This is a genomic window from Calidifontimicrobium sp. SYSU G02091 (assembly GCF_022631395.1).
In the GTDB taxonomy this organism is placed as follows: domain Bacteria; phylum Pseudomonadota; class Gammaproteobacteria; order Burkholderiales; family Burkholderiaceae_C; genus Calidifontimicrobium; species Calidifontimicrobium sediminis.
Genome location: NZ_JALBGB010000008.1, coordinates 44,426 through 69,388, shown reverse-complemented (window position 1 = coordinate 69,388; position 24,963 = coordinate 44,426). Strand labels below are relative to the sequence as shown.

Annotated in this window: 19 protein-coding genes; 11 read left to right on the top strand and 8 right to left on the bottom strand. The window is 73.1% G+C overall.

Annotated elements, in window-relative coordinates; genetic code table 11:
• Positions 1-87: 87 nt before the first annotated feature.
• Positions 88-516: a hypothetical protein gene (locus MOJ79_RS07465; RefSeq protein ID WP_241923574.1), complete on the top strand. Its 429-nt coding sequence runs from the start codon at positions 88-90 to the stop codon at positions 514-516.
• 141 nt (positions 517-657) lie between these two features.
• On the opposite strand, the gene MOJ79_RS07460 is transcribed toward MOJ79_RS07465, so the two are convergent.
• Positions 658-2,271: a peptide chain release factor 3 gene (locus tag MOJ79_RS07460; RefSeq protein WP_241923573.1), complete on the bottom strand. Its 1,614-nt coding sequence runs from the start codon at positions 2,269-2,271 to the stop codon at positions 658-660.
• Between the two features lie 67 nt (positions 2,272-2,338).
• Entirely contained in the window at positions 2,339-2,842 is a 504-nt protein-coding gene (locus MOJ79_RS07455; RefSeq protein ID WP_241923572.1) for a Dps family protein, read from the bottom strand.
• Positions 2,843-2,953: 111 nt separating this feature from the next.
• On the opposite strand from MOJ79_RS07455, the gene MOJ79_RS07450 reads away from it, so the two are divergent.
• Entirely contained in the window at positions 2,954-5,425 is a 2,472-nt protein-coding gene (locus MOJ79_RS07450) for a PAS domain-containing protein (RefSeq protein ID WP_241923571.1), read from the top strand.
• A 213-nt stretch (positions 5,426-5,638) separates the two neighbouring features.
• Here MOJ79_RS07450 and MOJ79_RS07445 read toward each other — a convergent pair whose 3' ends face one another.
• The gene (locus MOJ79_RS07445) at positions 5,639-6,559 is read right to left on the bottom strand and encodes a LysR substrate-binding domain-containing protein (protein ID WP_241923570.1); all 921 of its coding nucleotides are present in this window, start codon (positions 6,557-6,559) and stop codon (positions 5,639-5,641) included.
• Positions 6,560-6,609: 50 nt separating this feature from the next.
• On the opposite strand from MOJ79_RS07445, the gene panB reads away from it, so the two are divergent.
• Complete coding sequence (gene panB / locus MOJ79_RS07440; protein WP_241923569.1) at positions 6,610-7,416, top strand: 3-methyl-2-oxobutanoate hydroxymethyltransferase; 807 nt, start codon at positions 6,610-6,612, stop codon at positions 7,414-7,416.
• A gap of 5 nt (positions 7,417-7,421) precedes the next feature.
• Positions 7,422-8,264: a pantoate--beta-alanine ligase gene (gene panC / locus MOJ79_RS07435; protein ID WP_241923568.1), complete on the top strand. Its 843-nt coding sequence runs from the start codon at positions 7,422-7,424 to the stop codon at positions 8,262-8,264.
• Positions 8,265-8,288: 24 nt separating this feature from the next.
• Here panC and recG read toward each other — a convergent pair whose 3' ends face one another.
• Positions 8,289-10,382 carry an ATP-dependent DNA helicase RecG gene (recG, locus tag MOJ79_RS07430; protein ID WP_241923567.1) on the bottom strand — a complete coding sequence of 698 codons (2,094 nt, stop codon included), beginning with the start codon at positions 10,380-10,382 and terminating at the stop codon, positions 8,289-8,291.
• Between the two features lie 50 nt (positions 10,383-10,432).
• On the opposite strand from recG, the gene queA reads away from it, so the two are divergent.
• The 3 genes from queA (at position 10,433) to MOJ79_RS07415 (ending at position 15,152) form a co-directional block, all read left to right on the top strand.
• Positions 10,433-11,473: a tRNA preQ1(34) S-adenosylmethionine ribosyltransferase-isomerase QueA gene (gene queA, locus MOJ79_RS07425; RefSeq protein WP_241923566.1), complete on the top strand. Its 1,041-nt coding sequence runs from the start codon at positions 10,433-10,435 to the stop codon at positions 11,471-11,473.
• A gap of 530 nt (positions 11,474-12,003) precedes the next feature.
• Positions 12,004-13,146, top strand: coding sequence for a tRNA guanosine(34) transglycosylase Tgt (gene tgt / locus MOJ79_RS07420; RefSeq protein ID WP_241923565.1), 1,143 nt, complete (start codon positions 12,004-12,006; stop codon positions 13,144-13,146).
• A 65-nt stretch (positions 13,147-13,211) separates the two neighbouring features.
• Positions 13,212-15,152 carry a chorismate-binding protein gene (locus MOJ79_RS07415; protein ID WP_241923564.1) on the top strand — a complete coding sequence of 647 codons (1,941 nt, stop codon included), beginning with the start codon at positions 13,212-13,214 and terminating at the stop codon, positions 15,150-15,152.
• Between the two features lie 47 nt (positions 15,153-15,199).
• On the opposite strand, the gene MOJ79_RS07410 is transcribed toward MOJ79_RS07415, so the two are convergent.
• From MOJ79_RS07410 to MOJ79_RS07400, 3 genes are read right to left on the bottom strand one after another with little or no spacing between them, the layout of a single operon-like run.
• Entirely contained in the window at positions 15,200-17,116 is a 1,917-nt protein-coding gene (locus MOJ79_RS07410) for a PhoX family protein (RefSeq protein ID WP_241923563.1), read from the bottom strand.
• Between the two features lie 5 nt (positions 17,117-17,121).
• A complete protein-coding gene (locus MOJ79_RS07405; protein ID WP_241923562.1) occupies positions 17,122-18,318 on the bottom strand; it encodes a CaiB/BaiF CoA transferase family protein in 1,197 nt (398 codons plus the stop codon).
• A gap of 31 nt (positions 18,319-18,349) precedes the next feature.
• Positions 18,350-19,201, bottom strand: coding sequence for a 23S rRNA (adenine(2030)-N(6))-methyltransferase RlmJ (locus MOJ79_RS07400; RefSeq protein ID WP_241923561.1), 852 nt, complete (start codon positions 19,199-19,201; stop codon positions 18,350-18,352).
• 77 nt (positions 19,202-19,278) lie between these two features.
• Here MOJ79_RS07400 and MOJ79_RS07395 point away from each other — a divergent pair, with 77 nt between their 5' ends.
• A complete protein-coding gene (locus MOJ79_RS07395; protein ID WP_241923560.1) occupies positions 19,279-20,370 on the top strand; it encodes an alkene reductase in 1,092 nt (363 codons plus the stop codon).
• On the top strand, positions 20,367-21,422 hold the full coding sequence (locus MOJ79_RS07390) for an AbrB family transcriptional regulator (RefSeq protein WP_241923559.1): 1,056 nt from the start codon (positions 20,367-20,369) through the stop codon (positions 21,420-21,422). Before MOJ79_RS07395 ends, MOJ79_RS07390 begins: the two co-directional genes overlap by 4 nt.
• Here the strand turns inward: MOJ79_RS07390 and MOJ79_RS07385 are convergent.
• Positions 21,416-22,012, bottom strand: a complete 597-nt coding sequence (locus MOJ79_RS07385; protein WP_241923558.1) for an MOSC domain-containing protein — start codon at positions 22,010-22,012, stop codon at positions 21,416-21,418. The genes MOJ79_RS07390 and MOJ79_RS07385 overlap by 7 nt on opposite strands.
• A gap of 247 nt (positions 22,013-22,259) precedes the next feature.
• Between MOJ79_RS07385 and MOJ79_RS07380 the strand changes: the two genes are divergently transcribed.
• Together MOJ79_RS07380 and MOJ79_RS07375 are read left to right on the top strand one after the other, a co-directional pair.
• Complete coding sequence (locus tag MOJ79_RS07380; protein ID WP_241923557.1) at positions 22,260-24,128, top strand: phosphoenolpyruvate carboxykinase (GTP); 1,869 nt, start codon at positions 22,260-22,262, stop codon at positions 24,126-24,128.
• A gap of 27 nt (positions 24,129-24,155) precedes the next feature.
• On the top strand, positions 24,156-24,932 hold the full coding sequence (locus MOJ79_RS07375; RefSeq protein ID WP_241923556.1) for a metallophosphoesterase: 777 nt from the start codon (positions 24,156-24,158) through the stop codon (positions 24,930-24,932).
• Positions 24,933-24,963: the final 31 nt, after the last annotated feature.

Genomic DNA, 24,963 nt, shown 5'->3' with positions numbered 1-24,963 from the left:
CGGGCCGGTGCGCCGGCTCGAAAAGCGTTCCGATCGAGGCGCCAGTACCGCACGCGCCGCGCACACCCACCCGCCGAGGAGACACCGATGTCCGAGCACGCGATCGACTCGCCCGAAGCCCTGGCCCAAGTCCTGATCCTGGCCGTCGTCGCCGATACCGAGTTCGATGCACGCGAGCTCGCGATCCTCGACGAGCTCGACGCCTACGTCCGCCTCGGCACGACGCGCGAAGCGTTCCTGCGCCAGGCGCTCGCGCACGCCCAGGGCACGCGGCTGGGCGAGCGCGGCTACCTGCGCATGTCGGACATCGCGCAGATCGACGCGGCGCTCGAGGTGGTGCGCGACCCGGCCAAGCGCCTGCTCGTGTGCCGGCTCGCAGCCAGCGTGATCACGGCCGACGGTCGCGTGCACGACGTCGAGCGGCTCGTGTTCGACCACATGCTGTGCCGCTGGGGGCTGACGCGCTCGATGGTCTCGCGTGCGATCCTGGCCGACCGGTGGCCGGCGACGGCCTGAGCGCCATCGCGGCATGCGCAGGCCGCGGCCGGCGGGGATCGCCGTGAGCCGCGGCGCTCAGCCTTGCAGGCCGCGGCCTCGCAGAGCTCGGCCCCTTGAGCGCCGTCCCGGCGTGCGCAGGCACGCCGTGAGCCGCGGCGCTCAAGCCTCGATCTGTTTCTGGAAGACGAGGCCGGCGTGCTCGCGCAGCGCATGGAACTGGATCTTCGGCCAGTTGTCCTGCATCGCACGCAGTTCGCCGGCGTATTCGAGCAGCACGCAGGGCGCGTCGACGGCGTCGTAGGCGACGCGGTGCGCGTTGTGGTCGATGAAGCGCGCGAGTTCCTTCGCGTCGTCGCAGGTCACCCAGCGCGCGACGCTGTAGCGCGCCGGCAGGATGCGCGCCTTGCAGCCGTATTCGTGCTCGAGGCGGTGCGCGACGACCTCGAACTGCAGCTGGCCCACGGCGCCGAGCAGCAGCACGCTGCCCGCCACCGGGCGGAAGACCTGGATCGCACCTTCCTCGCCGAGCTGCTGCAGCCCGGCGCGCAGCTGCTTGGTCTTCAGCGGGTCGGCGACCTCGACCGAGCGGAACATCTCGGGTGCGAAGAACGGCAGCCCGGTGAACTGCAGCGCCTCACCCTCGGTCAGCGTGTCGCCGAGCTGCAGCACGCCGTGGTTCGGGATGCCGATGATGTCGCCGGCGAAGGCTTCGTCGAGCAGCTCGCGCCGCTGGCTGAGGAACGACACGACCGTGTTCGGGCGCAGCTCCTTGCCGCTGCGCGTGACCTTCAGCCGCATGCCGCGCGTGAAGTGGCCGCTGGCCACGCGCACGAACGCGATGCGGTCGCGGTGCGCCGGGTCCATGTTGGCCTGGATCTTGAACACGACGCCGCTGAACTTGGGCTCGGTCGGCTCGACGGTGCGCTGGATCGCCGCCTTCGGCCCCGGCGGCGGCGCGAGGTCCACCAGCGCGTCGAGCACCTCCTTGACGCCGAAGTTGTTGATCGCGCTGCCGAAGAACATCGGCGTCTGGTGGCCGGCGAGGAACGCCGCCTCGTCGAACGCCGGCGCGGCCTCGCGCACGAGCTCGATCTCGCCGGCGGCCTGCTCGTAGGCGGCGCCGAAGCGCTGCGCGAGCACGGGGTTGGCCAGGCCCTCGACGATCTCGTCGTCGCCGCCGGCGCGGTCGGCGCCCGGCGCGAAGACGCGCATCTGGTCGCGCCGCAGGTCGAGCACGCCACCGAAGAACTTGGCCATGCCCACCGGCCACGTGAACGGCACGACGCTCATGCCGAGCTCGCGCTCGATCTCGTCCATCAGCGCCAGCGGCTCCTGGACCTCGCGGTCCATCTTGTTGACGAAGGTCAGGATCGGCGTGTTGCGCGCGCGGCACACCTGCAGCAGCCGCCGCGTCTGCGGCTCGACGCCGTTGGCCGCGTCGATGACCATCAGCGCCGCGTCGACCGCGGTCAGCACGCGGTAGGTGTCCTCGCTGAAGTCCTGGTGGCCCGGCGTGTCGAGCAGGTTGATGACGCAGTCGCGGTACTCCATCTGCATCACCGAGCTCGCCACCGAGATGCCGCGCTGCTTCTCGATCTCCATCCAGTCCGACGTCGCATGGCGCGACGCCTTGCGCGCCTTGACCGAGCCGGCGATCTGGATCGCGCCCGAGAACAGCAGCAGCTTCTCGGTCAGCGTCGTCTTGCCGGCGTCGGGGTGGCTGATGATCGCGAAGGTGCGCCGGCGGCTCACTTCGGTGGCGAGGTCGGTCATGGCACAAATGCGACGGCCCGCGCTGGGCGGGCCGCCGGTGGGGGGAGGCGCGATTATCGCCCGCGCGTCACTCCTCGAGCAGCGAGCGCAGCATCCACGCCGTCTTCTCGTGCACGTCGAGACGCTGGGTCAGCAGGTCGGCGGTCGGCTGGTCGTCGGCCTTCTCGGCGAGCGGGAACACGCTGCGCGCGGTGCGCGCCACCGCCTCGTGGCCGTCGACGAGGATGCGCACCATGTCCATCGCCTTCGGCGGCTCGGCCGGGGCGTCGGGGATGCTGCTGAGCCTGCCGTACTGCGCGTAGCTGCCCGGCGCGGCATGACCGAGCGCGCGGATGCGCTCGGCGATCGGGTCGACGGCGTTCCACAGTTCGGTGTACTGCTGCATGAACATGGTGTGCAGCGTGTTGAACATCGGGCCGGTGACGTTCCAGTGGAAGTTGTGCGTCGTCAGGTACAGCGTGTAGGTGTCGGCCAGCAGCTTCGACAGGCCCTCGGCGATCGCCTTGCGGTCCTTCTCGCCGATGCCAATGTCGATGCGCGGCGCGCCGGCGGATGAGGTCTTCTTGCCCATGGAGTGCTCCTTCGCGTCGATCAAACGGGTGCGAACCAGTCTAGCCCAGTCCCATTGCGGGGCGGCATACTGGGGATGTCGCACGCGCGTGCGCCCGACCGCGGCTGCCCGATGTCGATTCCCGCTCCGCCTCCCGAGACCGACCCTCCTGCGTCGCCCCCGCAGGAGGGCCCCGCCACCGAGATCGAACGGCTGCGGCGCGAGGTCGCTGCGCTGCGCGAGCGCGAGCAGCACCTGACGCGGCTGGCCGCGCAGGTCCCCGGCGTGCTGTACCAGTACCGGGTATGGCCCGACGGTCGCTCGTGCTTCCCGTTCGCCAGCGAGGGCATCCGCGACGTCTACCGCGTGACGCCCGAGCAGGTGCGCGACGACGCGAGCGCCCTGTTCGCGATCGGCCACCCCGACGACGTCGAGCGGGTCGTCGCGTCGATCGCCGCGTCGCAGCGCGACCTCACGCCGTGGGACTGCGAGTACCGCGTGCGCTTTGCCGACGGCACCGTGCAGTGGCTGCACGGGCGCGCGACGCCCGAGCGGCTGCCCGATGGCAGCACGCTGTGGCACGGCGTCATCACACGCATCGACGCACGAAAGCGCGCCGAGTACGCGCTGCGCGAGCGCGAGGCGAGCCTGCGCCAGGCGCAGCGGCTCGCGCGCCTGGGCAGCTGGCGGTGGAGCCGCGACAGCGCGCGCCTCGAGTGGAGCGACGAGACGTTTCGCATCTTCGGCCTCGACCCGACTGCCGGCCCGCCCGCCGAGAGCGACTTCCTGTACCTGATCCATCCCGACGACCGTGAACGGCTGCAACGTGTGCACGACGAGGCGATGACCGCACGCCGGCCGTACGAGGCCGAGTTCCGCATCGTCACGCCTGCGGGCGTCGTCAAGCACCTGCTCGGCCGCGCCGAGCCGGTGCTCGACGACGACGGACGCTTCGTCGCCGCGGTCGGTACCGTGCTCGACATCACCGAGCACCGCGAAGCCGAACTCGCGTTGCACCGCAGCGAACAGGCGTTCCGCCAGTTCTTCGACACCGGCCTGGTCGGCATGACGATCGAGGCACCGTACCAGGGCTGGGAGCGCGTCAACCGCCGCATGGCCGAGATGCTCGGCTACACGCCCGAGGAATACGCCCAGCACCACTGGACCGACCTGACGCACCCCGACGACGTCGACGCCGACATGGCGCAGTACGAGCGGCTGCTGCGCGGCGACATCGACGCCTACACGCTCGACAAGCGCTACCTGCGCAAGGACGGCAGCGTGATGGACGCGTCGCTCGTCGTGCGCGCCGAGCGCGACGAGCAGGGTCGCGCCGTGCGTGTGTTCGCAATCGTCGTCGACATCACGGCACGCCGCGAAGCCGAGCGCGCGCTCGAGCGCCACCGCGACGAGCTCGAGCAGCTCGTCGAGGCGCGCACGCACGAGCTGGTGGCCGCGCGCGATGCCGCACAGCAAGCCAGCCGTGCGAAGACCGAGTTCCTGTCGAGCATGAGCCACGAGCTGCGCACGCCGCTCAATGCGATCCTCGGCTTCGCGCAGCTGCTCGAGCTCGACCGCACGCTGACACTGCGCTCGCGCGGCTACGTGACCGAGGTGCTGCGTGCCGGACGCCACCTGCTGCGGCTGATCAACGAAGTGCTCGACCTCGCGCACGTCGAGTCGGGCCGGCTGGCGCTGTCGCCCGAGCCGCTCGTGCTGGCCGACCTGGTGCAGGAGGCGCTGACGCTGACCGAGCCGCTGGCGCGCCAGCGCGACGTCGCGCTGCACGCCGAGGTGCCGGGCGACCTCGTCGTGCGCGCCGACCGCCTGCGCCTGAAGCAGGTGCTGCTCAACCTCGTCTCGAACGCCGTCAAGTACAACCGCCAGCGTGGCAGCGCATCGATCGTCGCGCGCCCGCTCGACGAGTTCCGGCTGCGCATCGAGGTGCGCGACACCGGCGCCGGCATCGCGCCGGAGCGTCTGCCGCAGCTGTTCCAGCCGTTCAGCCGGCTCGGCGCCGAGTTCGGGCCGGTCGAGGGGACCGGCATCGGACTGAGCCTGAGCAAGCGCCTGGTCGAGCTGATGGCCGGGCGCATCGGCGTCGACAGCGAGCCGGGCCGCGGCAGCACGTTCTGGATCGAGCTGCCGCGCGACCGGCTGGCCGAGCCGCCCCCGCCGCGGCCGGCGGCCGACGCCGCGGCGCCGGCCCCGCTGCCGGCGCACGAGCTCGGCGTGCTGTGCGTCGAGGACAACCCGGCCAACCTGGCGCTGGTCGAGCAGATCCTCGCGCGCCACGCCGGCGTGCGCGTGATCGGTGCGCCGTCGGCGCGGCTCGGGCTCGAGCTCGCGCGCGCGCACCGCCCGGCGCTGGTGCTGCTCGACATCCACCTGCCCGAGATGGATGGCTACGAGGCGCTCGCCCGCCTGCGCGCCGACCCGGCCACGGCCACGATCCCCGTCGTCGCGCTGACCGCGCACGCGATGCCCGCCGACGCGCGGCGCGCGATCGAGGCCGGCTTCGACGAGTACCTGACCAAGCCGATCGACGTGTCGGTGTTCGACGCCGTCGTCGGCCGCCTGCTCGCGCGCGCCGGGCGCGCATGACGCGCCGTGCGGCTCAGGCCGCGGCCATCAGACGCGCGGCCTCGCCGAGGCCGGCCAGTGCGCCGGCGCCGAACAGCGCGGCGCCGAAGACGGTACGCCAACTGCGCATGCGGATCTCCCACCGCCCGCACCCCGCGGGCACGGCGCCAATCTAGGGCCGCGCGCCGCCGCGGTCCAATCGGATGTGTCGAACGGCGCGATAGCGCGGCGCGTTCACGACAGCCGCTTGACGCCCGGCAGCTCGCACGCGTAGACGGCGTTGCGCAGCGCGGCGATCGCCTCGTAGCGCGTGAACGTGCGCCGCCACGCGAGCACGACGCGGCGCGTGGGCACCGGCGGCGCGAACGGCACGTAGGCGACGTGCGGCTGCGGCTCCTTCGGCACGCTCAGCTGCGGCACCACCGTCACCCCCATCCCGGAGGCGACCATGTGCTTGATCGTCTCGAGCGACGAGCCCTCGAAGCTCTTGCGGATGCCCTCGGCATCGGTCGAGAAGCGCGCGAACTCGGGGCACACCTCGAGCACATGGTCGCGGAAGCAGTGCCCGGTACCCAGCAGCAGCATCGTCTCGCGCTTGAGCTCCTCGCTGGCGATCGCCTCGCGCTGCGCCAGCGGGTGGTTCTTCGGCACCGCGACCATGAACGGCTCGTCGTACAGCGGCGCGATCGCCAGCCCCGTGTCGGGAAACGGCTCGGCCATGATCGCGCAGTCGAGCTCGCCGGTGCGCAGCATCTCGAGCAGCTTGACGGTGAAATTCTCCTGCAGCATCAGCGGCATCTGCGGCGTCATCTCGATCGCGTGGCGCACCAGCTCGGGCAGCAGGTACGGACCGATCGTGTAGATGATGCCCAGCCTGAGGGGCCCGGCCAGCGGGTCCTTGCCGCGCTTGGCGATCTCCTTGATCGCCGCCGCCTGCTCGATGACGGCCTGCGCCTGGCGCACGATCTCCTCGCCGAGCGGCGTGACGCTGACCTCGCTCGCGCCGCGCTCGAAGATCTTGACGTCGAGCTCCTCCTCGAGCTTCTTGATCGCCACCGACAGCGTCGGCTGCGAGACGAAGCACGCCTCGGCGGCACGCCCGAAGTGCTTCTCGCGCGCGACGGCAACGATGTAGCGCAGCTCGGTCAGGGTCATGGCCCGATTGTGCTCAAATCTCGCGCCTGTCGGCCAAAGGCGCTTGCCCGATGTCAGAACGGCGACCCGTCACCCTGCCCCGCCTGCGCGAGATGCACGCCGCCGGCGAGAAGATCGCGATGCTGACGTGCTACGACGCGACGTGGGCGCGCGTGCTCGACGACTGCGGCGTCGACGCGCTGCTCGTCGGCGACTCGCTCGGCATGGTCGTGCAGGGCCACGCGACGCCGCTGCCGACGACGATCGACGAGATGGCCTACCACGTACAGTGCGTCGCGCGCGGCAACCGCCACGCGTGGCTGATCGGCGACCTGCCGTTCGGCAGCTACCACGAGGGCGTCGAGCAGGCGATGCGCAGCGCGGCCAAGCTCGTGGCCGCCGGCGCGCAGATGGTCAAGCTCGAAGGCGGCGGCTGGACCGCGCCGCTGGTACGTCACCTCGTCGAGCGCGGCGTGCCGGTGTGTGCGCACCTGGGGCTGACGCCGCAGTCGGTGCACGCGCTCGGTGGCTGGCGCGTGCAGGGGCGCGACGCCGATGCCGCGGCGACGCTGCGCCGCCACGCGCGCGAACTCGCCGACGCCGGCGCCGCGATGCTCGTTCTCGAGCTGGTGCCGGCGGCACTCGCGCGCGAGATCACTGCCGAGCTGCCGATCCCGACGATCGGCATCGGCGCCGGCAGCGGCTGCAGCGGCCAGGTGCTCGTGCTGCACGACATGCTCGGCGCCACGCGCGGCAAGAAGCCGCGCTTCGTGCGCGACTTCGCCGCCGGTGCCGGCAGCGTCGATGCTGCGATCGCCGCCTACGTCGCCGACGTCAAGGCCGGGCGCTACCCCGACGACACGGCCCACGCGTTCTGACCCCGATGCGCGTCATCCACACCGTCGCTGCGCTGCGCGAGGCCCTGGCCGCCGGGCCGCGGCCCGTGTTCGTGCCGACGATGGGCAACCTGCACGAGGGCCACCTCGCGCTCGTGCGCCAGGCGCGCGCGCATGCAGCGGCCAGCGGCGGCGTGCCGGTGGTCGCGAGCATCTTCGTCAACCGGCTGCAGTTCGCGCCGCACGAGGACTTCGACCGCTACCCGCGCACGCTGGCCGCCGACTGCGCGCTGCTCGAGCGCGAGCGCTGCGACCTCGTCTTCGCGCCCGACGAGCGCGAGATGTACCCCGAGCCGCAGGGCGTCGTCGTGCAGCCGCCGGCAGCGCTGGCCGGCCTGCTCGAAGGGCAGTTCCGCCCCGGCTTCTTCACCGGCGTGTGCACCGTCGTGCTCAAGCTGTTCAACGTCGTGCAGCCGCAGGCGGCGGTGTTCGGCAAGAAGGACTACCAGCAGCTGATGGTCGTGCGCACGATGGTGCGCCAGCTCGCGCTGCCGATCGACATCCTCGCCGGCGAGACGTCGCGCGAGGCCGACGGGCTGGCGCGCTCGTCGCGCAACGGCTACCTGTCGCCGGCCGAACGCGCCGAGGCGCCGCGCCTGCACCGCACGCTGCAGGCGCTGGCGCAGGCGGTGCGCGGCGGGCAGCGCGACTTCGATGCACTCGAACGCGCCGCGATCGACGGGCTGCGGCGCCACGGCTGGGCGCCCGACTACGTCGCGGTGCGCCGGCGCGCCGACCTGCAGCCGCCGGCGGCAGCCGACGAGCCGCTCGTCGTGCTCGCCGCGGCCAGGCTCGGCACGACGCGGCTGATCGACAACCTCGAGATCTGACGGCGCCGCGCACCGTCGCCAGGCTCAGGCCTTGAGCAGCTCGGTGCGCTGCCCGAGCCAGCGCCGCACGTGCGCGCGCGCGGCCTGCGGGTGCGCGTCGAGCAGCGCGTCGGCCGCGGCGCGCGCACGCTGCACGAGCGGCTCGTCGCTGGCGAGGTCGGCGAAGCGCAGCAGTGCGTCGCCGCTCTGGCGCGCGCCCATGAACTCGCCGGGCCCGCGGATCTCCAGATCACGCCGCGCGATCTCGAAACCGTCGGTGGTCTCGGCCATCGCACGCAGCCGCTGCTTGCCGGTCTCGGACAGCGGCGGCGTGTACAGCAGCACGCACACGCTGGCAGCGGCGCCGCGTCCGACGCGCCCGCGCAGCTGGTGCAGCTGCGCGAGCCCGAAGCGCTCGGCGTGCTCGACGACCATCAGGCTCGCGTTGGGCACGTCGACGCCGACCTCGATCACGGTGGTGGCCACCAGCACCGGCATCTGGCCGCTGGCGAACTGCGACATCACGGCCGCCTTGTCGGCGGGCGCCATGCGCCCGTGCAGCAGGCCGACGCCCACACCGGGCATCGCCGCCGACAGCTGCGCGTGCGTCTCGGTCGCGTGGCGCAGGTCGACGTGCTCCGACTCGTCGACGAGCGGGCACACCCAGTAGACCTGCCGCCCGTGCGCGACCTCGTCGCGGATGCGCGCGATCACGTCGTCGCGCCGCGTGTCGGCGAACACCTTGGTCACGATCGGCGTGCGCCCGGGCGGCAGCTCGTCGATCGTGCTGACCGCGAGGTCGGCGTAGTACGTCATCGCCAGCGTGCGCGGGATCGGCGTCGCGCTCATCATCAGCAGGTGCGGCTCGAGCGCCGCCGCGTCGAGCTTGCGGCGCAGCGCGAGCCGCTGCGCGACGCCGAAGCGGTGCTGCTCGTCGACGATCGCGAGCCCCAGCCGCGCGAACGCGACGTCGTGCTGGATCACGGCGTGCGTGCCGACCACGAGCTGCGCGGCGCCGCCGGCGATGCGCTCGAGCTGCTGCGCGCGCACTTTGCCCCTGCGGCTGCCGGCGAGCCACGCGACACTGACGCCCAGCGGCTCGAGCCACTGCACGAGCTTGGCGAAGTGCTGCTCGGCGAGGATCTCGGTGGGCGCCATCAGCGCGCACTGCCAGCCGGCGTCGATCGCGACCGCCGCCGCGAGTGCGGCGACCACCGTCTTGCCCGAGCCGACGTCGCCTTGCAGCAGCCGGTGCATCGGCTGCGCGCGCGCGAGGTCGGCGGCGATCTCGCCCGCGACGCGCCGCTGCGCCGCCGTCAGCGTGAACGGCAGCGCCGCGAGCAGCCGCTCGGGCAGACCGCCCGGTGCGGCACGCAGCGCCGGCGCCGCGAGCGCGGCACGTTCGCGCTGCGCGAGGCGCTGCGACAGCTGCTGCGCGAGCAGCTCGTCGAACTTCAGCCGCTGCCACGCCGGGTGGCTGCGGTCGTCGAGCGTGGCCAGCGGCGTGCGCGGCGGCGGGTGGTGCAGGAACTCGAGCGCCTCGCGCAGCGACGGCAGCCCCGGCGGCCACCAGCGCTCGCGCGCCTCGCGCGGCCACGGATCGTCGAGCGGCGCGCGCGCGAGCGCCGACGCGACGGCCTTGCGCAGGTACGCCTGCGGCAGCCCGGCCGTCGTCGGGTACACCGGCGTCAGCGTCGCCGGCAGCGGCGTGCCCGGCTCCACGGCGCGGCACGCGGGGTGCACCATCTCGCGGCCGAGGAAGCCACCGCGCACCTCGCCCATCGCGCGCACGCGCGCGCCCGGTGCGAGCAGCTTGCGGTGCGACGGGTAGAAGTGCAGGAAGCGCAGCACCAGCTCGCCGCTGCCGTCGTCCAGGCGTACGACGAGCTGGCGGCGTGCGCGCGTCTCGACGCGCGCGTCGCGCACGACGCCCTCGACCTGCGCGGTGTCGCCCTCGCGCAGGTCGGCGATGCGCGCGAGCCGCGTCTCGTCCTCGTAGCGCAGCGGCAGGTGCAGCGCGAGCTCGACATCGCCGACGAGGCCGAGTTTCTCGAGCGCACGCTGCGGCGCGGACTTGGCGGCGGGCCTGGCCACGGGCTTGACGGCGGAAGACGGCGGGATGCCGGCGGCAGCAGCCATGGAACCATTCTGCCGCCGGTGTAGTCTTGAGTTCCGCACACCGACCGAGCATGAGCACGCCGCGCGTCTTCACCCTCAGCGACTTCGACTTCGCGCTGCCCGCCGAGCTCGTCGCGCAGCACCCGGCGCCGCAGCGCAGCGCGTCGCGGCTGCTCGACGGGCGCGGGCCCGTGCCGGTCGACCGCGTGTTTCGCGACCTGCCGCAACTGCTCGCGCCCGGCGACCTGCTCGTGTTCAACGACACGCGCGTGATCAAGGCGCGGCTGTACGGCGAGAAACCCACCGGTGGCGCGGTCGAGGCGCTCGTCGAGCGGGTGCTGCCGGGCCACGAAGTGCTCGCGCAGCTGCGCGCGAGCAAGTCGCCCAAGCCCGGCTCGACGATCCGCTTCGCCGGCGCGTTCGACGCCGAGGTGCTCGGCCGCGGCGGGCCCGACGGCTCGCTGTTCCACCTGCGCTTTCCCGACGAGCCGCTCGCACTGCTCGAGGCGCACGGCCACGTGCCGCTGCCGCCGTACATCACGCACGCCGACACCGCCGACGACGCGCAGCGCTACCAGACCGTGTTCGCGCGCCGGCCCGGCGCGGTCGCCGCGCCGACCGCATCGCTGCACTTCGACGACGAGGTGCTCGCCGCACTCGACGCACGCGGCGTGAAGCGCACCGCGGTGACGCTGCACGTGGGCGCGGGCACGTTCCAGCCGGTGCGCGCCGAGTCGATCGCCGAGCACCGCATGCACAGCGAGTGGTTCGAGGTCGACGCCGAGGCGGTCGCTGCCGTCGAGGCCACGCGCGCTGCGGGCGGGCGCGTCGTCGCCGCCGGCACGACGACGCTGCGCGCACTCGAGTCGGCCGCGCTGTCGGGCCGTCTCGAAGCCGGCGCGCGCGAGACCGACTTGTTCATCACGCCGGGCTTCACGTTCCGCGTCGTCGACTTGCTGATCACCAACTTCCACCTGCCCCGCAGCACGCTGCTGATGCTCGTGGCCGCGTTCGCCGGCTACGAGCACGTGATGGCGCTGTACCGCCACGGCGTCGAGGCGCGCTACCGCTTCTTCAGCTACGGCGACGCGATGCTGCTCGCGCGCGGCTGACGCGCTGATCGTGGCGCGCCTTGCCGCCGGGTTCGGGTTTCGGGCCGTTGTGGCTGGTCGCGACCGTCCGCGCGCGACGGATTGCGCGTGGCACGTGGCCCGGGCGTGCGTTCTCCGGCCCAGACTCGCGCCTCACCGGCTGCAGACTGCTGTCGTCGTGCCGTCGTCACCGTCTTCTCTTGCATCGGTTGGGGCGCGCGCGAATGGGGCCTGCGCCCGCACGCCCGGGCCACGCGCCATGCCCATGAACAAGTCCTGCTACCGCGAGGCCTGCCGACCAGGGTGACCGCAGGGCGATGGCGGTGCCTGCGGGCGCAGGCCCCATTCGCGCTCGCCCCAACCTCGTCAGGCCGTCAGCGGTAATCACCGCGCCGACCGTCGCACGGCGTGACGGTGCAGCGCGAGCGTGGGCCGAAGCACGCAGGCGCCGCCATCGCCCTGCCGCCACGACCGCCACACGCCAGTTCGAGGGACGTGATGAGCCAGCCGCGCTCAAGGCACCACGAGGGGCGACGGCGACAATGGCGCCCATGCTGCACTTCGAGATCCTCGCCACCGACGGCCACGCGCGCCGCGGGCGGCTCACGCTCAACCACGGCGTCGTCGAGACGCCGCAGTTCATGCCGGTGGGCACCTACGGCACCGTCAAGGGCGTGCTGCCGCGCGACCTCGAGGCGATGGGCGCGCAGATCATCCTCGGCAACACGTTCCACCTGTGGATGCGCCCGGGGCTCGACGTGCTGCGCACCTTCGGCGGCCTGCACCGCTTCGAGGGCTGGAGCCGGCCGATCCTGACCGACAGCGGCGGCTTCCAGGTCTGGAGCCTCGGCGGCGCCGACGGCAAGGGCCGCAAGATCAGCGAGGAAGGCGTGCACTTCGCGTCGCCCGTCAACGGCGACAAGCTGTTCCTGACGCCCGAAGTCAGCATGCGGATCCAGACGGTGCTGAACTCCGACATCGTGATGCAGTTCGACGAGTGCACGCCGTACGAGACCGCCGGCCACGTGACCACCGAGCGCGAGGCGCGCGCGTCGATGGAGCTGAGCCTGCGCTGGGCAAAGCGATCGAAGGCCGAGTTCGAGCGCCTGGGCAACCCGAATGCCCTGTTCGGCATCGTGCAGGGCGGCATGTACGAGCCGCTGCGCGAAGCGTCGGCCGCGGCGCTCGCCGAGCTCGACCTGCCCGGCTACGCGATCGGTGGCGTCAGCGTCGGCGAGCCGAAAGAGGACATGCGCCGCATCGTCGCGCACACGCCGCAGCGGCTGCCGGCGCACAAGCCGCGCTACCTGATGGGCGTGGGCACGCCGGAAGACCTCGTCGACGGCGTCGCGAACGGGGTGGACCTGTTCGACTGCGTGATGCCCACGCGCAACGCCCGCAACGGCCACCTGTTCACGCGCTTCGGCGACCTGAAGATCCGCAACGCCAAGCACAAGGCCGACCCGCGTCCGCTCGACGAGAGCTGCCGCTGCTACACCTGCACGCACTTCAGCCGCGCGTACCTGCACCACCTCGACCGCTGCGGTGAGATGCTGGGGCCGATGCTGGCCAGCATCCACAACCTGCACTACTACCTGAACCTGATGCGCGAAGTGCGCGCCGCGCTCGATGCCGGCACCTTCGCCGCGTTCCGCGCGCGCTTTGCGGCCGAGCGCACGCGCGGCGTCGACTGACGAAAAACGACGTCGGCCATGGCCTCACCCCGCCCCGCTCTGCGGCCCGCGCTGACATGAACGCGATGCCGGCGCCGCCGGAGGTCTTCGCGCTGCTCGACGACGCCCAGGCCACGGCCGACGGCGGCGTGGCGGCTTCGCGCCTGTACCTCGGCCACGAGCGCACCCACACCTGCGACGGCCCGGCGACGCTGGCCGATTGCTGGGCGGCCGCGCAGCGCGATCTGGCGGCCGGCCTGCATGCCGTCGTGCTGGCCGATTACGAGTGGGGCGCGCAGCTGCAGCGCGCCGGGCTGCCGGTGGCTGCGCCCGGCGCGCTGCGGCTGCTGATGTTTCGCGAGCTGCGCTGGCTCGACGAGGCCGGCGTGCAGGCCTTCCTGCAGCAGCTCGACGGCGGCGCGCCGACACCGAACCCGGCCGGCGTGCTCGACCTGCACGCCGACGTCGACGACGCCGGCTTCCACGCGGCGATCGCAGCCATCCACGAGTCGATCCGCCGCGGCGAGGTCTACCAGGTCAACTACACCTACCGCCTGAACGGACGCGCGTTCGGGAGCCCGGCGGCGCTGTACCGGCGTCTGCGCGCGCGCCAGCGCGTCGGCTACGGCGCCTTCATCGCGCTGCCGCCCGCGGCGGGGCACGGCGCCGTCACGCACGTGCTGAGCTGTTCGCCCGAACTGTTCCTCGCCGGCGGCTGCGGCGAGGTGACGGCGCGGCCGATGAAGGGCACCGCCGCGCGGCGGACCGATCCCGCCGACGATGCCGCCGCTGCGCAGGCGCTGCAGCGCGACGCGAAAAACCGCGCCGAGAACGTGATGATCGTCGACCTGCTGCGCAACGACCTCGGCCGCATCGCGGTGACCGGCGGTGTGCAGGTGCCGGCACTGTTCAGCCTCGAGCGCTATGCCACGGTGTGGCAGATGACCTCGACCGTGCGCGCCCGCCTGCAGCCGCAGATCGACTTCCCGGCCCTGCTGCGCGCGACGTTCCCGTGCGGCTCGATCACCGGCGCGCCGAAGCTGGCGGCGATGGACCGCATCCGCCGCCTCGAAGCCCAGCCCCGCGGCCTGTACTGCGGCGCCATCGGGTGGATCGCGCCGACGCCGGGGCCGGCGCTGGGCGACTTTGCGCTGTCGGTGGCGATCCGCACGCTCACGCTCGCGGCCGAGGCCGCCGACGGCACGCGCGCGCTGGTCGCCGGCGTCGGCGCGGGCATCGTGCTCGACAGCGTGGCCGACGACGAGGCCGAGGAATGCCGGATCAAGGCGCGCTTCCTGACCGGGATCGACCCCGGTCTGGGCCTGTTCGAAACGCTGCGCGCCGAGGCGGGGCCGGCCCCGGGCGGGCGGGCCGTCGCGCTGCACGTCGAGCAGCATCTGGCGCGCATGGCGCACAGCGCGCGCGCGCTGGGCTTTGCCTTCGACGCGGCGGCCGCGCGCGCGCTGATCGACCGCGAACTCGCCACGCTGGCGGCCAGCGGCAGCGCCGGCCCCTGGCGGCTGCGGCTGGACCTGGCGCACGATGGCCGGCTCACGCTGCGCGGCGCGCCCCTGCCACCGCTGGCGGTCGATGCGCAGGGACGCGTGCGGCTGGGCTGGGCCGAAACGGTGCTGCCGGCCGCGAATGCGCTGGCCGCGCACAAGACCACGCACCGTGCCGTCTACGACGCCGCGGTCCGAGACGCCGAGGCGCAGGGCCTGTTCGACCTGCTGTTCGTCAACGCGGCCGGCCGCGTCGTCGAGGGCGGTCGCTCGACGCTGTTCGTGCGGCGGGACGGGCACTGGTTCACGCCGCCGCTGGCCGATGGCGCCTTGCCCGGCACCTGCCGCGCGCGCGTGCTCGCGCAGGGCCTGGCCGGTGCGCCGGTGGTGCAGCGCCCGCTGACCGTCGACGAGGTGCTGCACGCCCAGGACTGGGCGGTGGGCAATGCGCTGCGCGGCGTGGTGCCCGCGCAGGTGACGGCGCACGGACTTCCCGCAGTCCGTCAGGCCTTCGATCGGCGCTGATCGGGCGCGCCGCGCACGCCGGCGGCCCCCGGTCTTCGCGCCCGGCCTCAGGTCCCGATCACGCCGCCGTCGGCCTTGCGGATCACGACGGTCGCGCTGCGCGGCCGGCCGTCGGCGCGGAAGTCGGGCCAGTTGCTGATGCGTCGCGGCTGGTCGGGGTCGCTGCGCTCGCTCGGGGTCTCGCCCGGGTGCTGGATGTTGATGAACATCGTGCGCCCGTCGGGCGTCGCGGTGGCGCCGGTGATCTCGCAGCCGACCGGGCCGACGAGGAAGCGCCGCACCTCGCCGGTCTGGGGGTCGGCGGCGAGCATCTGGTTGTTGCCCAGCCGCACGAGGTCGCCCTTGCCCATCGCCGACGTGCTCATGTCGGTCTGGATCCACAGCACGCCGCGCGCGTCGACCCACAGCCCGTCGGGGCACGCGAACGCGTCGCCGTTGACGTTGCCTTTCGCGTCGGCACGTTCGTTGGCCGGGTCGCCGGCGAGCACGAAGTGGTTCCAGCGGAACGTCGTGCCATCGAAGTCGCCGTCTTCCTTCCAGCGGATGATGTGGCCCATCGTGTTGTTCGCGCGCGGGTTCGCGGCGTCGACGGCCGGCTGGCCCGCGCCGCCGCGGCTGCTGTTGTTGGTCAGCGTGCAGTAGACCCAGCCGTCGCGGTCGACGTCGATCCACTCGGGGCGGTCCATCTTCGTCGCACCGAGCAGGTCGCTCGCCTGCCGCGTCTTGACGAGCACCTCGCCCTGGCCGGCGAAGCCGGTGGCGGCCGTCAGCGGCCCCTGGCCGTGCACCAGCGGCAGCCAGCGCCCGCTGCCGTCGGCATCGAAGCGCGCGACGTACAGCGTGCCGTGGTCGAGCAGCTCGCGGTTGGCGGCGAAGCCGCCGGGGCGGATGCGGTCGCGGCTGACGAATTTGTAGATGTACTCGAAGCGCGCGTCCTCGCCCATGTAGACGACGGCGCGCCCGTCCCTCGTCACCGCGACCGTCGCGCCCTCGTGCGCGGCGCGGCCGAGCGCGGTGCGCTTGACGGGCGTCATCGTCGGGTCCATCGGGTCGATCTCGACGACCCAGCCGAAGCGGTTCGGCTCGTTCGGGTGCTTCGCCGCGTCGAAGCGCTCGTCGAACTCGTGCCAGCGGTAGCCCACCGGGTCTCCGGGGCGCAGGCCCCACCGGCGCTGGTGTGCGTCGGGCCGCTCGGGGCCCTTGAAGTAGAAGACGAAGTTCTCTTCGCAGGTCAGGTAGGTGCCCCACGGCGTCTTGCCGCTCGCGCAGTTGTTCAGCGTGCCGAGCACGACGCGGCCCGCCGGGTCGGCCGCGGTGCGCAGCAGCGCGTGGCCGGCCGCCGGCCCGCTGAACGTGCAGGGCGTGGAGGCCGTGATGCGACGCGCGTGGCGCGACGGCCGCACCTGCTGCCAGCGCCCGTCCTTCCACTCGATCTCGATCACCGAGACGCCGTGCGCGGCCTGCGCCTTGCGCACCTTCTCGGCGCTCCAGGTCTTCATGCCGTCGGGGTGCAGCAGCCCGTCGTCGGTGTACTCGTGGTTCATCACGAGCAGGCCGCGGCGGCTGCCGTCGAGCGCGTAGTAATGGAGGCCGTCGTGGTGCATGCCGAGCTGCAGCGCCTGCTCGGCCGCCGTGTTGCCGGCGTCGAAGCGGAACGCCGGCATCGCGCCGGCGACGCCGACCGGCTCGCCCCACGCGGCGATGACCTGCGTCACGTAGCCTGCGGGCACCGTGACGGCGTCGGCGGTCGACACCGGCACGCTCTTGAAGCCCAGCAGCGGCGGCGCCGCGCCGCCGGCCGTCGCGCAGCCGGCCAGCGTGCCCGCCAGCGGCGCGAGCAGCCCGGTGACCGCCAGCCCCAGGCCGCCGCGCAGCACGGTGCGCCGCGCCGGGTCCGACACGTCGTGGATGCTCGGGTTGGACGAGCGGTTGCTGTCCTCCATCGCCGCGAAATCCTTGGCCATCGCGCTCACTCCGACTGGCGGCGCAGCGCCGCGAGCACGGCCTCGGTGTGCTCGCCCAGCGCCGGCGCCAACCCCGGTATCGTCCCCGGCGTGCGTGACAGTTTCGGGACGACGCCGGGCACCTCGAGCGCGAGCCCGTCGCGCAGCGTGACGCGCTCGATCATTCCGCGCGCGCGGTAGTGCGGGTCGGCGGCGATGTCGGCCACCGTGTAGATGCGCCCGACCGGCACGCTGGCGGCCTGCAGCGCGGCGACGACGTCGGCCACCGGGCGCTGCGTGGTCCAGGCCTCGATCGCCGCGTCGATCTCGGCCACGCGCGGCACGCGCAGCGCGTTGGTCGCCAGGCCCGGATCGTCGGCGAGGTCTGCGCGGTCGACGGCGCGCATCAGCCGCTTGAAGATCGAGTCGCCGTTGCCGCCGATCACGACCATGCCGTCGGCGCAGCGGTACGCGTTGGACGGCGCGATGCCGGGCAGCGCCGAGCCGGCCGGCTGGCGCACCGCGCCGAACGCGCTGTATTCGGGCAGCAGGCTCTCCATGCAGTTGAACACCGATTCGTACAGCGCGACGTCGACGACCTGGCCCCGCCCTTTGGGCGCGTGTGGCGACACATCGCGTTGCCGCGCCTGCAGCGCGAGCAGCACGCCGATGACGCCGTGCAGCGCCGCGAGCGTGTCGCCCAGGCTCACGCCGGCGCGCACCGGCGGCCGTCCCGGCTCGCCCATCAGGTGGCGCAGCCCGCCCATCGCCTCGGCGACGACGGCGAAGCCGGGCAGGTCGCGGTACGGGCCGCTTTGCCCGTAGCCGCTGATGCGCAGCATGATCAGCCCCGGGTTGGCGGCGGCGAGCGCCTCGTAGCCCAGGCCCCACTTCTCCATCGTGCCGGGCTTGAAGTTCTCGATCAGCACGTCGCACTCGGCGGCCAGCGCGCGCACCGCGTCGCGTCCTTCGGCGGTGCGCAAGTCGAGCACGACGCTCTTCTTGCCGCGGCTTTGCACCTGCCACCACACGCTGGTGCCGTCGTGCAGCATGCGCCACAGGCGCAGCGGGTCGCCGTCGGGCGGCTCGACCTTGATCACGTCGGCGCCGAAGTCGGCGAGCGTCTTGCCGACGAAGGGGCCGGCGATCAGCTGGCCGAGTTCGAGCACCTTCAGGCCCGCCAGCGGCGGGGCGGTCGTCGCAGTCGTCGAGGCGGTGTCCATGCGCCGATGGTAGGCCGGCGCCAGCCCGGCCTCAGCCGCCGGCGTGGTCGAGCGTGAAGCGCGCGCCGGGGTACTGGCCCAGCCGCTGCACGAGCACCGGCAGCGCCTGCGCGAGCGCCGCGTGCAGCGTGTGCGGCGGGTTGACGACGAACACGCCGCTGCCGGTGAGCCCGAAGCCGCCTTCGAGCGGCGGGCACACGTGCAGCGTCGCGTGCAGCCAGCCCTTCGGCGCGTCCTTGGCCGCCGCCTTCAGCCGCCGCGGCAGCTGCGCCGCCTCGACGAGCTGCAGCTGCGGGTGCCAGACGATCACGGTGCCGGTCGCGAAGCGCTGCAGCGCCTCGCGCAGCGCGGCCAGCGTCGCCGCGTAGTCGGTCTTCAGTTCGTAGCTCGGGTCGATCAGCACGACGCCGCGCCGCGACGGCGGCGGCAGCTCCCGGGCCAGCGCGGCGAAGCCGTCGGCGAGCCGGACCTCGGTGTGCGGCCGCTCGGCGAGGAACGCGGCGAGGATGCGGTGGTCGGTCGGGTGGCGCTCGTACAGGTGCAGGGGGTCGGCCGGGCGCAGCAGCATCTGCGCGAGCGCCGGCGAACCCGGGTACTGCGTGAGCGCACCGCCGCCGTTGAACGCGCGCACGAGGTCGACATAGTCGGCCAGCGGCGGCGGCAGGTCGGCGGCGCCCCACAGCCGCGCGATGCCGGTTTCGTACTCGCCCTTCTTGCGCGCGTAGTCGCTCTCGAGCGAGTAGCCGCCGGCACCGGCGTGCGTGTCGACGAGTGTGAACGGCTTGTCCTTCAGCGCCATGTGGCGCAGCACGTGCACCAGCGTGACGTGCTTGAGCACGTCGGCGTGGTTGCCGGCGTGGAAGGCGTGGCGGTACGCGAGCATGGCGCACTGTAGCCCGCCCGCGCGCGGCACGCGGGTTGCGGGTACGCTCGCGGGCTTTGCCAGCCCGACCCGACCCCATGCCCACGCTGTTCGACCCGATCCGCGTCGGCGAGCTCGAGCTCGCCACCCGCATCGTGATGGCCCCGCTGACGCGCAACCGCGCGCCGGGCCAGATGCCCAACGCGCTGATGGCGCAGTACTACGCGCAGCGCGCCGACCCCGCGACCGGTGCCGCGCTGATCGTCACCGAGGCGACGCCGGTGTGCCCCGAGGGCCACGGCTACGTCGACACGCCGGGGCTGCACAGCGCCGAGCAGGCCGCCGCGTGGCGGCAGGTCACCGACGCCGTGCACGCGCGCGGCGCGAAGATCGTCGTGCAGCTGTGGCACGTCGGGCGCGTGTCGCACGTGTCGCTGCAGCCGGGCGGCGCGCCGCCGGTGTCGTCGACGGCGCGCGTGGCGAACGCGAAGACCTACCTGCACGGCGGCTTCGTGCCGTGCTCGCCGCCGCGCGCGCTGGCCAGCGACGAGATCCCCGGCGTCGTCGCCGCGTACCGGCGCGCGGCACGGCTGGCGATGGACGCGGGCTTCGACGGTGTCGAGGTGCACGGCGCCAACGGGTATCTGATCGACCAGTTCCTGCGCGACAGCATCAACGACCGCAGCGACGCCTACGGCGGCCCGATCGCGAACCGCATCCGGCTGCTCGTCGAGGTGATGACCGCGGTCACCGACGAGATCGGCGGCGGGCGCACCGGGCTGCGCCTGAGCCCCGTGACGCCGTCGAACGACGCCGGGCTCGACAGCGACCCGCAGTCGCTGTTCGAAGCCGCCGTCGACGCGCTCGCGCCGCTCGAGCTCGCGTACCTGCACGTGGTCGAGGGCCAGACCGGCGGCGCGCGCGACGTCGCGCCGTTCGATTACGCCGCGCTGCGCCGGCGCTTTGCCGGCGCGTGGATGGTCAACAACGGCTACACGCGCCAGATAGCGCTCGACGCGGTGGCGTCGGGCGCGGCCGACCTCGTCGCGTTCGGCCGGGCCTTCATCGCCAACCCCGACCTCGGGCTGCGCCTGAAGCTCGACGCCCCGCTCAACGCGCTCGACAAGGCGACGCTGTACGGCGGCGGCGCGGCCGGCTACACCGACTACCCGACGCTGGACCGCGCGTGAACGTGAGCCGCCCGTGGCGCGTCGCGGCCACGCTCGCCGTGGCCGCAGCCGCCGGCTGGCTCGCGCAGCGGCTGCACCTGCCGCTGCCGTGGATGCTCGGGCCGCTGTTCACGACGGCGGCGCTGGCGATGGCCGGCGTGCCGGTGGCGGCGGCTGCGCCGCTGCGCCACGTCGGCCAGTGGGTCATCGGCGTCGCGCTCGGGCTGTACTTCACGCCCGACGTGATGCGCGCCGTCGCGGCGCTCGCGCCGGCGCTGGCCGCCGGCGTCGCGTGGGCGCTGTTCATCGGCTGGGCGTTCTACCGCCTGCTGTGGGCCACCCTCGGCGGCGAACCGGGCGCGCGCGCGACGGCGTTCTTCGCCGCGACGATCGGCGGCGCCTCCGAGATGGCGGTGCTCGGCGAGCGCCACGGCGCGCGCGTCGACCACGTCGCGGCGGCGCACTCGCTGCGCATCCTGCTCGTCGTCTCGGTGATCCCGTTCGGGTTCCAGTTCGCCGGGCTGCGCGGCGCCGACGTGGCGCTGCCGGCCGTCGCGCAGGTCGACGCCGGCGGCCTGGCACTGCTGGCCGCCGCGTCGCTGGCCGGCGTGGCCGCGCTGCGCGCGCTGCGCGTGCCCAACGTGTGGGTGCTCGGCGCGCTGGCCGGCACGGTCGCGCTGACGGCCAGCGGCGCGGGCGGCTCGGCGCTGCCGCGCGGCGTCTCGGAAGCCGGCCAGCTGTTCATCGGCGTCGCGCTGGGGACGCGCTTCTCGGGCGGCTTCGCGCGCGAGTCGCCGCGCTGGCTCGGCGCGGTGGCCGGCGGCACGCTGGCGATGATCGCCGCGTCGGGGCTGTTCGCGTGGGTGCTGGCGCAACTGGCGGGGCTGCACCCGGCCACCGTGATGCTCGGCACGTCGCCGGGCGGCATCGCCGAGATGTCGATCACCGCCAAGGTGCTGCAGCTCGGCGTGCCGGTGGTCACGACGTTCCAGGTCGTGCGCTACGTCGCGGTGCTGCTGACGGCACCGCTGCTGTACCGCTGGATCGCGCGCCGCGCGCCGCGCCTTCAGTAGCGGCCGGGGCGCACGCGGGCGCGGAACAGCTCGGCGATGCTGACCGCGCGCTCGCCCGGCCGCACGACGAAGCGCTCGCCCGCCTCGAGCGTGCCCGGCACGACGACCTGCAGGTAGAAGCCGCACTGCCCCGACTGCGCCATCATCTTCGACGCGTACCGGAAGCCCATCGCGGCGTCGAACTTGGCGCAGGGATGGCGCGGCTCGCTGACGGCGAGTTCGACGCCGCCTTCGAAGCACAGCCGGTCGCCGACGAACGCGTCGGCTTCGAGCAGGCCGGCCAGCGTCAGGTTCTCGCCGAACGCGCCGGGCGGCAGCGGCTCGTCCCACAGCGCGACGCGCGCCTGCGCGCGCAGCGTGCGCCACACCGGGTAGTGCTCGACCGGGTACACGTAGACCGCCTTGGCCAGCCCGCCGTGCACCGTCAAGTCGGCCTGCTCGTCGCCGTCCAGCCCGAGCGCGTGCACGGCCACCGGCGCGCCGACCGGGCGCTTGCCGATCGCGCTGGCGACGCGCCGCCCGCTGACCTCGATCACGCGGGCGGCGGCGACGTTGATGCTGACCACATACCGGTGCGTGCCGTGACTCATGGCGGGATTGAACGCGAAAAACGCACGACTGCTTTGCCAAATGTGCCCGTTCGGGTCGTGCCCGACCCCGGGTCAAGGTGGTTACGGCGCCATTACACTGCGCCGACAATCGACGCCCCGACACCCTCGCGGGTCGGGGCGTACCTCACTGTAACCGTCGGCCCCGGGCCGAGCGGCATGGGGTCAGCGTCGGGGCGTGTGCCGCGGCATTGACCCCATTTCGCTTACCCCGACTTCCGGAGACACCATGAGCCACGCCGCCGTCAACGCACCCGACCACGTCAAGCACGCGAAGCTGATCGCGTGGGTCAGCGAGATCGCCGCGCTGACGCAGCCGAAGGACATCGTCTGGTGCGACGGCTCGAAGCAAGAGTACGACCGCCTGTGCGACCAGCTCGTCGCCGCCGGCACGATGCAGCGCCTGAACCCGACGCTGCGCCCGGGCAGCTTCCTCGCGCGCAGCGACCCGAGCGACGTCGCGCGCGTCGAGGACCGCACCTTCATCTGCAGCGAGCGCCAGGAGGATGCCGGCCCGACGAACAACTGGGTTGCGCCGGCCGAGATGCGTGCGACGCTGCAGACCGGCCCGAACGCGCTGTTCCGGGGCGCGATGCGCGGGCGCACGATGTACGTCGTGCCGTTCTCGATGGGGCCGGTGGGCTCGCACATCTCGCACATCGGCGTCGAGCTGACCGACAGCGCGTACGTCGCGGTCAGCATGCGCGTGATGACGCGCATGGGCCGCCGGGTGCTCGACCAGCTCGGCACCGACGGCCACTTCGTGCCGTGCGTGCACACGGTGGGTGCGCCGCTCGAGCCCGGCCAGAAGGACGTGCCGTGGCCGTGCAACAAGACCAAGTACATCGTCCACTACCCCGAGACGCACGAGATCTGGAGCTACGGCTCGGGCTACGGCGGCAACGCGCTGCTGGGCAAGAAGTGCTTCGCGCTGCGCATCGCCTCGGTGATGGGCCGCGACCAGGGCTGGCTCGCCGAGCACATGCTGATCCTCGGCGTGACCGACCCGCAGGGGCGCAAGTACCACATCGCCGCCGCGTTCCCCAGCGCCTGCGGCAAGACCAACTTCTCGATGCTGGTGCCGCCGGCCGGCTTCGAGGGCTGGAAGGTGACGACGATCGGCGACGACATCGCGTGGATCAAGCCGCACGCCGACGGCAAGATGTACGCGATCAATCCCGAGGCGGGCTACTTCGGCGTCGCGCCGGGCACCAACGTCCACACCAACCCGAACTGCATGGCGTCGCTGACGCACGACGTGATCTTCACCAACGTCGCGCTGACCGACGACGGCGACGTCTGGTGGGAAGGCATGACCGACGAGCCGCCGGCGCACCTGATCGACTGGCAGGCCCGCGACTGGACGCCCGAGATCGCCCGCGCCAACCCCGGCCCCGACGGCAAGCCGCGCCCCGCGGCGCACCCGAATGCGCGCTTCACGGTGGCCGCCACCAACAACCCCGCGCTCGACCCCGACTGGGACAGCACCGAGGGCGTGCCGATCGACGCCTTCGTCTTCGGCGGCCGCCGCTCGACGACGGTGCCGCTCGTCACCGAGGCGCGCACGTGGATGGAAGGCGTCTACATGGCCGCGACGATGGGTAGCGAGACGACCGCCGCGCAAGCCGGCGCCACCGGCGTCGTGCGCCGCGACCCGTTCGCGATGCTGCCGTTCTGCGGCTACCACATGGGCGACTACTTCCGGCACTGGCTCGAGATGGAGCACCGGCTCGAGGAGAGCGGCCACACGCTGCCGAAGATCTTCTGCGTCAACTGGTTCCGCAAGGGCCCCGACGGCAAGTTCGTCTGGCCCGGCTACGGCGAGAACATGCGCGTGCTGCAGTGGATCGTGCAGCGCGTGCGCGGCGAGGGCGGCGGCGCCGAGCACCTGTTCGGCATCAGCCCGCGCTACGAGGACCTCAACTGGACCGGCCTCGCGTTCCCGCGCGAGCGCTTCGAGGCGGTGATCGGCATCGACCATGCCGCTTGGGCGCAGGAGATGAAGCTGCACGACGCGCTGTTCGAGCAGCTCGGCAGCCGCGTGCCGGCCGAGCTCACGGCGACGAAGCAGCGCCTCGAAGAGCGCCTGGCCGCCTGAGGCCGGGCGCGCGTCCGGCTGCGCGCGATGCGCATCCAGCTGCTGTCGGACCTGCACCTCGAGAGCGAAGCCTTCGACCCGCAGCCGGCGCCGGGCGCCGACCTGCTCGTGCTGGCCGGCGACATCGACAGCACCTGGCTGGGCTACGAGCGCTTCGCCGGCTGGCCGGTGCCGGTCGTCGTCGTCGCCGGCAACCACGAGTTCGACGGCCGCGACCTCGAGACGGCGTGGCCGGCGCTGCGCGAGCGCTGCGCCGCCTTCGGCCTGACGCTGGTCGAGCGCGAGACCTGGCGCTGGACCGCGCCCGACGGCACGCGGCTGCGCCTGCTCGCCACGGTGCGCTGGAGCGATTTCGACGTCTTCGGCCCGAAGGAGCGCGAGCGCTGCGTGCGCGCCGCGACCTACTTCGCCAACGTGATGCGTGCGCGCCGGCACGGCGCGCTGTTCGACGCGCCGGCCGTGCGCCGTGAGGCGCTCGCGTGCCGGCGCTGGCTCGCGCACGCACTGGTCGAGCCGCCGCAGCCGGGCGAGCGCACCGTCGTCGTCACGCACTTCGCGCCGAGCCTGCGCAGCCTCGACCCGCGCTACGGCATGCAGCCGTCGACGGCGAGCTTCTGCAACGCCGACGACGCCCTGATGCCCGGCGTCGACCTGTGGATCCACGGGCACGTGCACCGGCGTTTCGACTACCTCGTCACGCACGCCGACGCGGCGCCGACGCGCGTCGTGTCGAATGCCCGCGGCATCGGCGTCAAGGGCGAGTGCGAGGGCTTCGACGGGCAGCGGCTGATCGACCTCGCGTGACCGGCGCGCGGCAGCGCCCCACCGGTGCGGC